10 protein-coding genes and 2 pseudogenes are annotated in these 12,568 nt (G+C 63.3%); 7 read left to right on the forward strand and 5 right to left on the reverse strand.

What is annotated here, in order from left to right; genetic code table 11:
- The first annotated feature begins 282 nt into the window (after positions 1–282).
- Positions 283–1,018 (forward strand): annotated as a pseudogene (locus Q0A27_RS06630) (IS6 family transposase).
- A 208-nt stretch (positions 1,019–1,226) separates the two neighbouring features.
- A complete protein-coding gene (locus Q0A27_RS06635; protein ID WP_291474274.1) occupies positions 1,227–1,496 on the forward strand; it encodes an HAD-IA family hydrolase in 270 nt (89 codons plus the stop codon).
- Here the strand turns inward: Q0A27_RS06635 and Q0A27_RS06640 are convergent.
- On the reverse strand, positions 1,459–2,898 hold the full coding sequence (locus Q0A27_RS06640; RefSeq protein ID WP_367273310.1) for an FAD-dependent monooxygenase: 1,440 nt from the start codon (positions 2,896–2,898) through the stop codon (positions 1,459–1,461). The two genes, Q0A27_RS06635 and Q0A27_RS06640, sit on opposite strands and share 38 nt — an antisense overlap.
- 78 nt (positions 2,899–2,976) lie before the next feature.
- Between Q0A27_RS06640 and Q0A27_RS06645 the strand changes: the two genes are divergently transcribed.
- The 3 genes from Q0A27_RS06645 to Q0A27_RS06655 all read left to right on the forward strand — a co-directional run bounded on the left by Q0A27_RS06645 (position 2,977) and on the right by Q0A27_RS06655 (position 5,976).
- Positions 2,977–4,314, forward strand: a complete 1,338-nt coding sequence (locus Q0A27_RS06645) for an MFS transporter (protein WP_291474275.1) — start codon at positions 2,977–2,979, stop codon at positions 4,312–4,314.
- An 11-nt stretch (positions 4,315–4,325) separates the two neighbouring features.
- The gene (locus Q0A27_RS06650; protein ID WP_291474276.1) at positions 4,326–5,540 is read left to right on the forward strand and encodes a cytochrome P450; all 1,215 of its coding nucleotides are present in this window, start codon (positions 4,326–4,328) and stop codon (positions 5,538–5,540) included.
- Between the two features lie 64 nt (positions 5,541–5,604).
- Positions 5,605–5,976: a helix-turn-helix transcriptional regulator gene (locus Q0A27_RS06655; RefSeq protein ID WP_291474277.1), complete on the forward strand. Its 372-nt coding sequence runs from the start codon at positions 5,605–5,607 to the stop codon at positions 5,974–5,976.
- 519 nt (positions 5,977–6,495) lie between these two features.
- Here Q0A27_RS06655 and Q0A27_RS06660 read toward each other — a convergent pair.
- The 3 genes from Q0A27_RS06660 to Q0A27_RS06670 all read right to left on the reverse strand — a co-directional run bounded on the left by Q0A27_RS06660 (position 6,496) and on the right by Q0A27_RS06670 (position 9,917).
- Positions 6,496–8,343, reverse strand: coding sequence for a hypothetical protein (locus Q0A27_RS06660; protein ID WP_291474278.1), 1,848 nt, complete (start codon positions 8,341–8,343; stop codon positions 6,496–6,498).
- The gene (locus tag Q0A27_RS06665) at positions 8,340–9,179 is read right to left on the reverse strand and encodes a hypothetical protein (RefSeq protein ID WP_291474279.1); all 840 of its coding nucleotides are present in this window, start codon (positions 9,177–9,179) and stop codon (positions 8,340–8,342) included. The genes Q0A27_RS06660 and Q0A27_RS06665 overlap by 4 nt, the downstream gene beginning before the upstream one ends.
- Before the next feature lie 528 nt (positions 9,180–9,707).
- Positions 9,708–9,917 carry a hypothetical protein gene (locus Q0A27_RS06670; protein ID WP_291474280.1) on the reverse strand — a complete coding sequence of 70 codons (210 nt, stop codon included), beginning with the start codon at positions 9,915–9,917 and terminating at the stop codon, positions 9,708–9,710.
- A gap of 393 nt (positions 9,918–10,310) precedes the next feature.
- Between Q0A27_RS06670 and Q0A27_RS06675 the strand changes: the two genes are divergently transcribed.
- Both Q0A27_RS06675 and Q0A27_RS06680 read left to right on the forward strand, forming a co-directional pair.
- Positions 10,311–10,802, forward strand: a complete 492-nt coding sequence (locus Q0A27_RS06675) for a Panacea domain-containing protein (RefSeq protein WP_291474281.1) — start codon at positions 10,311–10,313, stop codon at positions 10,800–10,802.
- Complete coding sequence (locus Q0A27_RS06680) at positions 10,799–11,173, forward strand: hypothetical protein (protein WP_291474282.1); 375 nt, start codon at positions 10,799–10,801, stop codon at positions 11,171–11,173. The genes Q0A27_RS06675 and Q0A27_RS06680 overlap by 4 nt, the downstream gene beginning before the upstream one ends.
- Positions 11,174–11,880: 707 nt before the next feature.
- Here Q0A27_RS06680 and Q0A27_RS06685 read toward each other — a convergent pair.
- Positions 11,881–12,568 (reverse strand): annotated as a pseudogene (locus tag Q0A27_RS06685) (IS3 family transposase); the annotation flags it as partial.

A 12,568-nucleotide genomic window follows, 5' to 3' on the forward strand; every position in this document is an offset into this window, starting at 1 on the left:
GGTTGTATCAGGAGGTCGACCTTCCCTTTCGCGGTATGGAGCCCTCATCGGGCAGAGACAGTACCTTACCGGCGACCTCATCACCGGCACCTGTCTCGCCGCACCCCTGAACTCAGGCTGCGGGCCCCGATGACGTCGGCGAAACCGCCCCACTTCAGCCGAGACGACGGACTCTCAGGACGCCGCTGCCGTCCATCCCCGCGGCGTTGTGATCAACAGCTTCCTGCCCACAGTGTCGGGTGCTGTTGCAAAGTTGGGTTGCCGTCGGCAGGATCAGCGGTCATGGGCATTTTCTCCGGTCGGCACTACCCTCAAGACGTCATCCTGTGGGCAGTGCGCTGGTATTGCCGCTACGGGGTGTCCTACCGCGACCTGGAAGAGATGCTCACTGAACGTGGTGCACCAGTGGATCACACCACCATCTACCGGTGAGTGCAGAACTACGGTCCCGAACTGGACAAACGGACCCGCTGGTACCGCAAAGGATCTGTAGCCTTCGCCGACTCCTGGCGAGTGGATGAAACCTACATCCGGGTAGGTGGAAGGTGGTGCTACCTCTACCGGGCCGTCACCAAGGACGGCCGGACTCTGGACTTCTACATGTCCACCCGACGCAACACGACAGCAGCAACGCGGTTTTTCGGAAAAGCGCTGCGTAGCACTGGTCACCGTGTCCACAACGGTGAGGAACCCAGTGGTCCTCGGGTCATCTGCACCGACAAAGCACCCACCTACGCTGCAGCGATCAAGGAACTGATCGACGAGCATAAGCTGTCGAGAACAATAGTTCACCGGCAGGTGAAACACCTTGGGCAATGTGATCGAGGGAGATCACGGCCGGCTCAAGCGGATCCTGGGTCCCAAAGGTGGCGGGTTCAAGAATCCGGTGTCGGCGTACAGGACACTGCAGGGTATCGAGGCGATGCACGCGCTACGCAAAGGCCAGGGCAGGGTGTTCGCCTTCGGGTGTGAGAACCCGGATGCGGTGATCGTCGCCAAGGCATTCACAGGCGCCTGAGAGATCAGGGCTACAGGGTTGTGGACCGCCTTCTCGATCAGCGTCCAGGCACCGCCAGCTCCACTTTGCAACAGTACCCCTAACAACACCATGCGACAGTTCGCGGTCGATCTGTCGAACGAGGGGACTCAGATCGGGGTTCTTAGCAATAGCGTCATCGAGTGGGAGCCCTACTGGAGAGCGATGGTCGACCTTGACGAGGTAGCTGATGGTCGACCTTGACGAGGTAGCTACAGCCATCATCGACTCCTGCAAAGTCGGGGTCCGGAAGCCCGACCCGGAGATTTTCACCATCGCCGCAAATACCGCAGGCGTCCACCCGGAAGATTGTCTGCTGATCGACGACCTTCCGGAAAACTGTGCCGCAGCCCGCAAGGCGGGATGGACCGCGGTCCATTACCTCACTGCAGAGCAGGCCATCACCGAGGTCCGCAACGCGCTCACGTCATCGACTCCGAAAGATAGCCATCGGGAGTGATATAGGCGCTTCGCCACGGCGGAGTGGGCCGGATGGTCCCAGTCACTGACACGCGCTTCAGGTCATGGACCCCCACACGTGGCGCGTCCTCGGAGACACGCAGTTCCACAGCGCTGCCAGGTACCAGCAGCTGTGCCAAACTGAGCTCAGATCCCTTCCTGCTCTCGATCCCGAGGTCCGTAACGAACCCGGGTTGGAACTGCCCGGAGATCAGGTCGGCGATCCCATCATGGATGCCGGGCACCGTCAGTAGTGACTGCACGGCAGCCCGCAGTGCCGTGGCATCCGGGTGCATCATCCGTGACTGCAGGACAGTGTTGGCCACGACGACCGAAGCGGTACGAACTCTCGTCCTGGACCAGTCATCCAGACAGCGTTCCGGTTCCTTTCCGTGGATGACTGCGGCCAGTCGCCATCCGAGCGTAAATACGTCCTGCATTCCGGTGTTCAGCCCCTGCCCACCCAAGGGGTAGTGGATATGCGCTGCGTCCCCGACGACGAGGAGTCTGCCGTCCCTCATCTGGGAGCGGTATCGTGCGAAGTCGCTGAATCGGGTGAGGTGAGTGATCTGCGACAGGTCCGAAGGAGATCCAAGGACATGCTCCATTAGTTCGGCGTACTCGGTCTCCCCCGGAGCTGACCTATCGGACACAGGGCCGCTGAAGTCCAGGCCGATGACGCGCCCCTGCCCGCCGAATCCCGGATTGTGCATCGTCCAACCAGTGTCCGTCGGGTTCCACCCGGCGGGGACGGATCCGTCGACGCAACGTGCGAGTGCCGAGATGGCATTCATCGTTGCCGGGACCTCCACAGACGGGAAGTTTCCGGACCGAGCCACCAGACTGCGCGCGCCGTCTGCCCCAACGCAGTACCGGGCACGGACCGTCCCCGATTCCGACACAGCATCCAGACCTGTCGCAGCAAATCGGACCAGAACCTCCCCTCTGTCATCGTCGACGGTGACCGCCTCCACGGTGGTTCCTCTGCGGATGTCCGCCCCCTGAGCCCGGGCCCGTTGCTCGAATGTCTCTTCCAGTTGTGCTTGCGGTATCCCGGCCAACGGCGCCGGCTCCTCCGCCGGGGCTGCCAACGTCAGTCCCGCAGTACCGGCGAACTGAAAAGCTGCGTGGTGCCGTTGCCCGGCCCGTTCGGCGATCTCACGAGGAGCGACAGAGCGAATGTAGCCACGTCGGGCCAGGTGTGACAGTGATCTGGCATGGACGGTACCTGCCCGTGGCCTGCGATCAATGTCCGTCCGAGGCTCGAACAGCACCACCTTCAGACCCTGGAGTGTCAACTCTGCCGCTGCCAGCATGCCTACCGATCCGCCACCGACTACGACCACATCCACCGTCGCGCATGATCCGTCGGCGTCGAACGTGCCTGGCTCTCCCATGTTCATTCGTCTTCCTCCCGTTGCGAAGCAACTAATCTGATGGTACCTACCATATCTATCGTATCTACTGAGAGGATAGACTCCATGACAGCCACATCAACCACGACGCAAGCCCCAGAAGCGGCACCGCCGAGTCGCTGGACCCTGCCGATCATCCTCACCGCGCAGTTCGTCACTCCGATGTCGATCGCCGGCACCGCCATCGCCCTGCCGAAGATCTCCACCGACCTCGGTGCTCAAACCACAGCACTGCAGTGGGTGGTCAACGGCTTCAACGTCGCTTTTTCCCTCGGAGTCCTGGCCTTCGGAGCACTCAGCGACCGCATCGGCTACCGACGCACCTTCACTATCGGCGGTATCGTCTTCGCCACCGCCAGCCTCATCAGCGCAGTCAGCCCCTCCCTGATCCTGCTCGACGCCATGCGTGTCATCGCCGGACTCGGCGCCGCCGCCGTACTCACCGGCGCCAGCTCGATGCTGTCCAACGCCTTCGAGGGGTCCGCTCGGGCCCGGGCCTTCGCCTTGTTTGGCACCATGAACGGCCTCGGCCTAGCACTCGGCCCGACCATTTCTGGTGCGCTGGTCACCGGCGTCGGCTGGCGCGGTGTCTTCGCCGTCCACGGCCTGATTCTCGCTATCGTGGCCCTGGGTTCCCGTGTCCTGCCCTCCGCGTCCGCACCTGCGGCACAGGCAGTCACCACTACAGATGCCGAGACCCGCACGCCTCTGCTGGACCTGTCCCTACTGCGCAACCGTGAGTTCCTCGCCATGTGCCTGGTCCCCATGGCCGGCTCGATCGGCTTCGTCACGCTGCTGACCTACCTGCCCTCCGCCTTCAGCGGCATCAGAGATCTCAGCGCCGGCCAGTCCGGCCTGCTCATGCTCGCCATGACCGTCCCCGTCGTCATCGCCCCGACCATCGTTGCCAGGCTCATCGACACCGTCTCCTCCATCACCGTCGGATCGGTGATCTACACCAGTCTTCTCGCCCTGATCCTTGGCGACCTCGGTCTCATGCTCCTCGACGAGAACCGTTCCCTGGCCTGGATCATCGTGCCGATGATCCTGCTCGGTTTCGGCTTCGGTCTGCCGATCGGGCTGGTGGACGGCCACGCCCTCGAGGTGGTCCCGCCGGAGCGGACCGGCACGGCCGCCGGACTACTCAACTTCTTCCGCGTCGGCAGCGAGGCTGTCTTCGTCGCCGGTTACTCCCTGGTCCTGTCCACACTGATCGGACAGAAGCTCACTGGAGACGCCGCCACCGACACCGCCGCCGGTCAGCCTGGGCACCCCGACGTCTACACCAGCGCTTTCACCACGACAACCCTGATCCTCGCCGTCCTGGTGACAGTGATCACCGTCGCCGTCCTCGCCATACGCCGCAACCGCACCGCCACCCACGGAACCATCCCACCGAGTTGAAAGAGACCACCATGACCACGTCCACACCACCCACCTCCGTGCGCTTCGACCTCCGCACAGTCCCTGACCTTGTTCCCCCATCAATGGTCACGACACTGAACACGCTGTCACCTGGTGGACTGCCGCAGGTGGCACTACCCACAGGGCACACTGCCGTTCACCTGACCACCTACTCCGATGTCCAGAAGATCCTGACGGACACCTCATTCATCCGTAGCGACACCAACGTCGACGACGGTCCCAGTTTCCTACCTACAGTGATGCCCGACGAGATGCTCCTCAACCTCGACCACCCGCACCACGGTCGGCTCAATCGCTTCGTCGCCGCAGCCTACAGTGCCAACACCATGTCAGCCTTCGCCCCGACAGCCCGCGGTATCACCTCCGACGCTGTGTCGAACCTGGCGACCGAGAGGAGTTTCGATCTCATCACTGACCTTCTCGACCCCCTGACCATTGCAATCAACGCCACCTATCTAGGCATCCCTGACCGCGACATCCCCAGCTTCCGACACCTGTCCCGGCAGATGCAACTGGCTCACAACACCGACATCCCCCAGCTTCTGGAAGACTTCTGGGAGTTCTACCACTATCTGGAGGATCTGATCGCAGAGAAGCGTCCTCTCGAGAGAGGGCTGATCAAGGACCTTCTCGCCGCCCGCGAAGATGCTACCCCTCCGGTCACAGACGGTGAGTACGCAGCTCTCCTACTGGGGCCGTTGGTCGGGGGCGACCAGAATGTGCTGTCAGTACTCGCAAAGATTGCGTTCGTGGCCCTGGCGCACCACGAGCTATGGGACCTGATGGTCGCAGACCCCGACAGCATCCCCACCGTAACCGAAGAACTGCTGCGACTGCTCCCCTTGGGCAGAATCTCCACCTTTCCCCGTATAGCCTCCCGCGACGTCGAAGTCTCGGGCGGCACACTTCTCACCGGCGAGACGGTCTACGCCGACGCCCACGCCGCCAACCGAGATCCTGCTGTTTTCGCGGATCCGTGGATCGTGGACACATCTCGCACGGCCAAGCGACATCTCCAGTTCGGATACGGCATGCACCACTGCATGGGCGCAGCCATGGCCCGCATGGAAATCCAGGAGACCCTGGCCGTGATGACTTCCACGCTTCCTGACCTGACGCTGTCCACAGCAGCGGACTCCGTGCACTGGGACACCGGGGTGCTCTTCCATCGCCCATTCAACCTGCCGGTCACAACCCACAGGTAACAGCAGTCAAGAGGACAGGTACTATGAACGTAGGAAGTATCCCCCTACCAAGGAGTTGTCACCGGTGCCAGATCAGGATGGCCATCCCCGTGTCGACGAGTTCGACCTGTCGAAGATCCTCCACGCACTGTCCGACGAGAACCGACGACACGTCATAGTCGAGTTAGCGTCTCTACCGGACGGAACGGAACAGTTCTGCAGCGTATTCGGGACGCCCTGGGCCCCGTCGACCCGCACCCACCATTTCAAGGTTCTCCGCAACGCCGGGCTCGTCTGGCAACGGGACGTCGGCAACGGCCGCATGACACGCCTCCGACGAGATGACCTGGAGACGGCTTTCCCCGGCCTACTGGACCAGATCATCGCCGCAGACGAAGCAACCCACCACGCCGACCTGGCGGCTCAACCTGGAAACGGCCCGATCGGCCGTTCGTGACCTCATCGGGCCAAGAATCCTCGGGATTCCCGACTCTCCTCACACATCCAAGGGGCTTGAGGGACTTCCACCCGCACTCCCCCACTGTCAGTTCTCGCACCACCCGACCCCCACCGCACGAAAAACCGGAGGTCACAAACCCTTTCGAGTTTGTGACCTCCGGCCGGTTCAGTTCGTGAACCGCTCACTGTGTGCAGTCCACGAAACCAGCTCAGCGCGGCATTCCGGAAACCACCTCCAGACCGCTGATGGAAGAGTTCCAGAGAGTTTCGCCTCTCCCGAGCGAGCTTCACAACACCACCGGCATGTCCCCTCAGACCGACGCCAGGGGCCGCACTTTCTCGGAACGATGCCGCCCGGCTCCACCGACTCCGACCACTGAGAGCACCTGTCCCCACATTCGCCCGTCAGAACTCCAGAGCGTTTCTGCACCACCAAGACACCCAGAGACAAGGTGAGACCCGGCGGCATCCACAGACACCACCGGGCCTCACCCTGTCACTTCCCCACGGCCCCCGATCAGGTCCGCGGTGGGATCCGCGTCGGCGGATGCCCCAGATCCGCTTCCACCTCCTTCAGCCTGCGCACCGTCGTCGACGGCTTCGGCGGTCGAGCGGCATGGGCGTCCCTGATCGCCAGGTTCGTCGCAGCTACCCACAGCCCGATGATCAGGTAGAGCATCGGCGCCCGCCGTGGGGCCCACTTCAGATGCTCGATGCCGGTGACGTGCTGGTTCTTCATCACACTGAACCGCTGCTCGGTCGCCGACCGCGCCGCCTCCAGGTAGATCCCGTGCTCCCACGAGCCCGGCACCAGGCCCCACTGCGCACGCTTGCGCTGCTCATCAGAGAACGGAACACTCACCACCGAATGTGAGCAACACCGGTACCGCGATGCCGGCCAGTGCGGCTGAACCACAGGAGTTCCCAGCGCCGGATCCACCTGCGATGCTGGCTTGAGCGGACAACTGACCCGGCCCTGCACCGCAGGGCACACCAGCTGCTGCGTGACCTGCGTGGCACCGGAACTGCCAGCCCCCGTCTTCGCGGCCTCCGATGGCCTGCCCGGACGATCCTGGATCTGGTACGGCCGCGAGTTCACACCCATCAGATACGGGAAGACCGCGGCGATCCGCGCATCCTGGACAGCGAACGCCGAGGGATCACCCTCTGCCGCCCGCTTCGTCGCTTCCAGAAGCTCCGTGGTCCGGAACAGCAGGTTGCCCTTGCCGCCCACACCCATCTTCGCCAGCAGACCACGGACCGCCGGACAGTAGAACTCACCACTGACCTGCACCGGACCGGCGGGAACACCCTTGACAGTGTGCGCCGGGCCTTCCGAGCCCCAGATCAGGTTCCAGTATGACGGGTACCGACCCACCGGCGCATAGCCCTGGTCGAGAAGCAGATCGACGAACCCGTCCTTGACGTTGTAGCCCATGTCCACTGTCAGAAACGGCACCCGCGTCCTGGAGGAAGCCGAGGCCTCTTTACGCGGATCGAAGCCGCCGGCCTTGTGGTATCCCATCGCCTCAGCCAACCCTGCCACAGATCCTGAGGTCGGCGTGTGGATCGATACTCCGGTGATGACCGGCGGAATCGAGTACAGGGCGTTGGGTCCACCGATCCGGCTCACGGCGGTGACTCCGATGCCGAACGCGGTTTTGCGCAACTGTCGGGCCTTGCCGGGATTGTCCAGCACACTGTTGTCCGAGTTGTCCCGACCGTAGTAGCCCCCGGCGTACGCTGCGCCCCGGCACTTCGAGTCCCGGCTTCCCAGACCCGCGGACTGCCCGGCCAGATCGATGATCGTCTCATCGGCCAGCAGGTCACCGGCGTACTCGTCCGGGAGGATGTGCCCAACTGAGGCGGCGATGAGGGCGTTGACGACGTCAAGGAGTCGACGTCGTGCGGTCTCAGCGGCTTCACGCTGTTCAGCGGTACGCGCAGCGAGTGCGCGTCGGTGTTCCCGGTTTTTCACCCGCCGTGCCGGCAGGTCCGGACCCGGATCAAGTGGCGTCAACTTGCGGGTCAGCCAGTTCGCGAACGCTCCATAGTCGCCTGGTGCCCCGTCCGCAGGGAGTGGGGACATACCGACCGCGGCCAACTGATCGGCGGTGAGCGTGGCGATACCGCGGTGGACCTCCGCCATCGACGGCACCCGACCAATCCGCAGAATCGCCAGGGCGACCACCAGCACAGCGGAGACGGTGTAGCGCCAGCCGGCGGCGTTCCGGCCTCCGGCACCCCGGGTCTTGGCACCGACACTCTCGATCATCTCCACCGCGCCAGAGGCGACGACCAGTTCACGACAGGTCTCGAAGTTCTCCCGGGTGATCAGGTACGCCTGTTGCTTCGTGCTGATCATCGCACACCTCCGGCAAGCTGGTCCTGGTCACCGTCAAGCAGGTCGGCGAGTTCCTCCGCTGAGTAGCGGGGCAGCTGCTCGACACGGTCGACAAGTACCCGCATGTCGCACACCCCGAACAGGGACAGCATCGCCGCCGCCGGAATTCCCGGGTGCACCGCGACGTCGAGCAGGTACCGGTGGCGCAGGGCCGCAGCGTTGAGCTTCGGGAAACCCATACGCACCAGGCGCTCAGATACTCGGTTGACCGCGTTGTGCTCCACATGCCCATCACGGGTCAGACCAATCATCGGTCGGGATCCGACCTGGCCGGCCCGGTCGAGGATACGGCGGGCCTTGGCCGGGTGGATGACAGGAACGACACGGTCGACCTTTCCCCGCCGGCGCACACGCACAGTCACCAGCTGGTGACCACCGGGCCGGTCGATGACCTGGACATCATCCCCGGTGACCTCACGGATCTCGGCCGGACGCAGTCCTGCCCCACTGGCCAGATCAAGAACCAGCAGCGTCGGCACGCGCAACGGGTCCGGCAATCCCGGAGTGATGGCGTACATCGCCTCCGCGGTCCCGGGTTTTGCTGCTGGGGCACCCTTCGAGCGCGGGGAGATGACAGCCCGTGGTGCGGGGAACTCCCTGGGGTGCACCACCCTCCCGGCTGCATACAACACAGCCCGGTAGGTCCGTTTGCTCTTCAACCCCAGGCTCGCGGTCGTGCATTCCAGCCACCGGTCGGAGTTGGCACGGGTACAGGCCCGGTCGATGTCGACGTACTGGTAGGCCAAGGCATCGGCGTACAGGAAACGTGCGAGGATCTGGCACTCTTTGGCGTCCACCGCAGGGATGTGAACGGGCGTGTGGACCCACAACCGCGCAGCGGCGTCCATCGACTCATCACGCAGAGGGCCGGCCTGCCCCCGGATGGTGAGGGGTCGCAGTCGCTCGTACCGTTCCCTCTGCTCGGGACTCAGATCGCGAGCCGTGAACCGCTGCCGATTGCCCGGAGCGGCATCACCCGCACGAGACAAAGACTGCTGGTTGTCCCGGTCAACATCAGTGCTCCTGGCCTTCTGGGGCGGATCCTGCGGGTCACCCGCCGAAGGCATTGCCTTGTGCCGGCCCATCAGTGACCCACCACCTGAGCGTGCGGGGTCGACGGGGTGCAGGTCTGCGGGATTCGCGTCTGCTTCTGCGCAGGGTTGCCCAGGTCAAACGGGCATGCCAAGATAGACATGTTGACTCCTTCAAGGGTCAGTGCCAGAACCTGGTGATTTCAGTTCGTGAGGTTCTGGTCTTCGTAGAACGGGTACTGCCTGGCAGGGCAGTGCCCGTTCTCGCGTGTACGGGGGATGTGAGGTGTGGCTCTACTCGACGCTCCTCCACGTCTCCGGTGGGTGGTTAGCGTAGAACTCCTCGAACGCCTCAGCTGCGATAGAGCCCAGGTGCCGACGTTCAGTGTTGGCCTGGTCGTAGATGAGTCTCGCAGTGCCCACGGGGATCCGCAGTTTCAGCGTGACCGCACCGGTCTCCGGCAACTCGCGGCGGGGTCGGCCGAATGGTGCGCTGGTGCTCACGGCGGCCTCCCTGCGTGTCGTTGTCGGATGGGTGCGGTTAACCCAACGATGACCTATCGAAGGGAGAATCGCAAGGGCGTGTTTCCGCAGGTAGAACACGCTCTAACGTCGGATTGAACTCGACAGCGGTAGCGGCGGTGAGCTTGGTTGAGATGGCGAGGTGTCAGTGGAGATAGTGCGGCAGTGCACCATGCGGCATCGGGGCGACCGCCCGTAGGGTGGTCGGCTGCCAGTTGTCGAGGTGGTATGTGGTGGACAGGCAATGCGGAACAGGAAGAGTGGAGGGGTGATCCGTGGGGGTAGTGGCGGGAAGTGCCCCCAGACAGTGAGTCGATCATCCACCCCCGCGCTAGCATGGGTAGGCTTGCTCTCAAAGACAGAAGGAGGTGCCCGATGCCCTACATGTCAACCACCGTCGCCAACAACATTCTCTCAAGAACGTTCCGCGACAACATCCTCGTGACGCCTATGAAACTCCAGAAGATCCTCTACTTCACTGCCAGCGAGTATGCGAAGAAAACCGGCCGGGCCCTCCTGGCTGACTCCTTCCAGACCTGGGCCTACGGCCCCGTTGTCAGTCCCGTCTATGCGGAGTTCCGCCCGTTCAGCAAGCAGAACATCACCAGGTACAGCAAGGACGCTGTGGGAAAATCTGTCGTTGTAGACGAGCGCAGTGATCCCGCGCTCCAGGCCGCCCTGGACACCGTGTGGGACGCGACCAAACACCGGACAGCGGTTGACCTGTCAAACATCACGCACCTGGAAGGTTCGGCCTGGGACCAGGCGTTCCAGAAGGAAGATCCGCGGCTCGACAACGATGCAATCCGCGAGGATCGGACTTACTGTGGCCCACTGAACCTACCCATGAGCGTCGGCCACCCGTGACAGAAGAGTCCCCGGCTGCGGGCAACCGACGAGAACCACCGACGGTTCCGGACAACTCCGATGACCAGCAGCTCCCAGGGTTCAACGGGGCCCCCGCCGCCGATGTGACCCCTGACCAGAAGGAGCCAGGAAAACCGAAGAACTTCGGGGAGTTTATGCTCCAGTTGAGGTTCAACTTCGGCACCAAGATGCTCGGTATCTGCATCCTCCTGATCGTCGTGATCTCCCTCGTCGGCTACTTCAATCCACGGGACTCGCAGCTGTTGAACAGTGCACTCGAAACGCTGAAGCTGGTAGCCACAACTTTGATGGGGTACCTGTTCGGCTCAGGGTCACTCGGTCTGCACAAGGATGGTGACGGCACGGAGTAGAGACGGTTCGATGCGCCGCGATGTCATCGCCCTGATCCAAGCTCGTTAGCTTTGCATACCGACGGCTATCATGACTCGGGCACGGCGACCGCAACGGTCGCCAGCTCCAAAGCCGCGTGGCTCCTGCCTGGTGGCGGTAGTGGCACCGGCAGAAGCGGCACCGACGAGCGTGTCGATGCCTGCACTGCTGACTACGCTGACATTGCGAGACGGTCGCGTCCAGGGGAACCCGAGCAGGCCACCGATAGTGTCCTTGGTGAGGGAGCTTGCGCCTTGCGCCAACGCGGTCATCTACCCAGCAAGTCGATCATGGACATGATCGCGACGGCAGCCATCATATGCCTGGTTCTGTGCAACCCCATCTACCCCGCCTCCGCCACGACTCCAGCATGATCCGTCTCCCGGATCGACTGCGCCCCGCCCAGGTCCAGCCCGTAGGAGATGACGGTGCCAGCCTGCACCTGCGTTAGCCGGCCGGTGTGCCCGTCCATGATCACTTGAACGACGGACAGCGTCACCGTCGGACCCACCCCACCCACGAGAGCGTGCAGCCGGAGGGACTGCTGTGCGAGTAGTTGACATCTGAGCCAAGTCAGGCCACACCGAACCCGCTCCACCGTCAGCTACGCTGGCCTTCCCCGCAAATCGTGGACAGGTAACTAAGCTGCCTCAGGTTCCTCAGCAGCAGGTTTGTTGAGCAGATTCATCTCGAACTCCACCGGCGGCACGTAACCCAGCGCGGAGTGCAGTCGCCGACGGTTGTACGGGGACTCGATCCAGTCGCCGACCTTCAACCTGGCCTCCGCCCGGGTAGGCCACTTCTTCCGGTCGTAGAACTCGGTTTTCAGTGTCGCCCATACGCTCTCGGCCGTCGCATTGTCCCAACACACTCCGGTCCGCCCGACCGACTGCAGGATCTCCAGGTCGCGGCAGACTGTGAACATGTCATCACTGGTGAACTCGGTACCCCGATCAGCATGGAACACCACACCCTCGGGAACTTCCCCACGCAGTGTGTGAGCCATTTTCAGCGCCTTGGCGACCAGGAAGGTGCCCATGTGGGAGTCCATCGCCCAGCCCAGGATCCGGCGGGAGTGCGCATCGGTGACCGCGGCGAGGTACAGCCAGCCCTCACCGGTGCGCAGGTAGGTGATGTCTGAAATCCAGATGCGGTTGAGCCCGCCCTGGTCCCAGCCTCTCTTGACCCGGTCAGGGATCTTGTAGGTGTCCACACCGGGGATCGTGGTCACCGGTGTGAACTTCTTCGGACTGATGCCCTCCAGGCCCTGGCGCAGCATCGATTTCGCGACGGTCTTCCGGTCAACGAAGGTCCCCTCACGGGCGAGCTGGGCGTGGACTCTGGGAGCTCCGTAGACGTCATCGGACTCGGCGAAG

This window comes from Corynebacterium sp. (genome assembly GCF_022712275.1).
Classification (GTDB): Bacteria; Actinomycetota; Actinomycetes; order Mycobacteriales; family Mycobacteriaceae; genus Corynebacterium.

What these genes read in the sequence shown, in the direction of transcription:
- Q0A27_RS06635 (WP_291474274.1), top strand. Translation starts at nt 1,227, where the DNA reads ATGGTCGACCTTGACGAGGTAGCTACAGCCATCATCGACTCCTGCAAA.
- Q0A27_RS06640 (WP_367273310.1), bottom strand. Translation starts at nt 2,898, where the DNA reads ATGAACATGGGAGAGCCAGGCACGTTCGACGCCGACGGATCATGCGCG.
- Q0A27_RS06645 (WP_291474275.1), top strand. Translation starts at nt 2,977, where the DNA reads ATGACAGCCACATCAACCACGACGCAAGCCCCAGAAGCGGCACCGCCG.
- Q0A27_RS06650 (WP_291474276.1), top strand. Translation starts at nt 4,326, where the DNA reads ATGACCACGTCCACACCACCCACCTCCGTGCGCTTCGACCTCCGCACA.
- Q0A27_RS06660 (WP_291474278.1), bottom strand. Translation starts at nt 8,343, where the DNA reads ATGATCAGCACGAAGCAACAGGCGTACCTGATCACCCGGGAGAACTTC.
- Q0A27_RS06675 (WP_291474281.1), top strand. Translation starts at nt 10,311, where the DNA reads ATGCCCTACATGTCAACCACCGTCGCCAACAACATTCTCTCAAGAACG.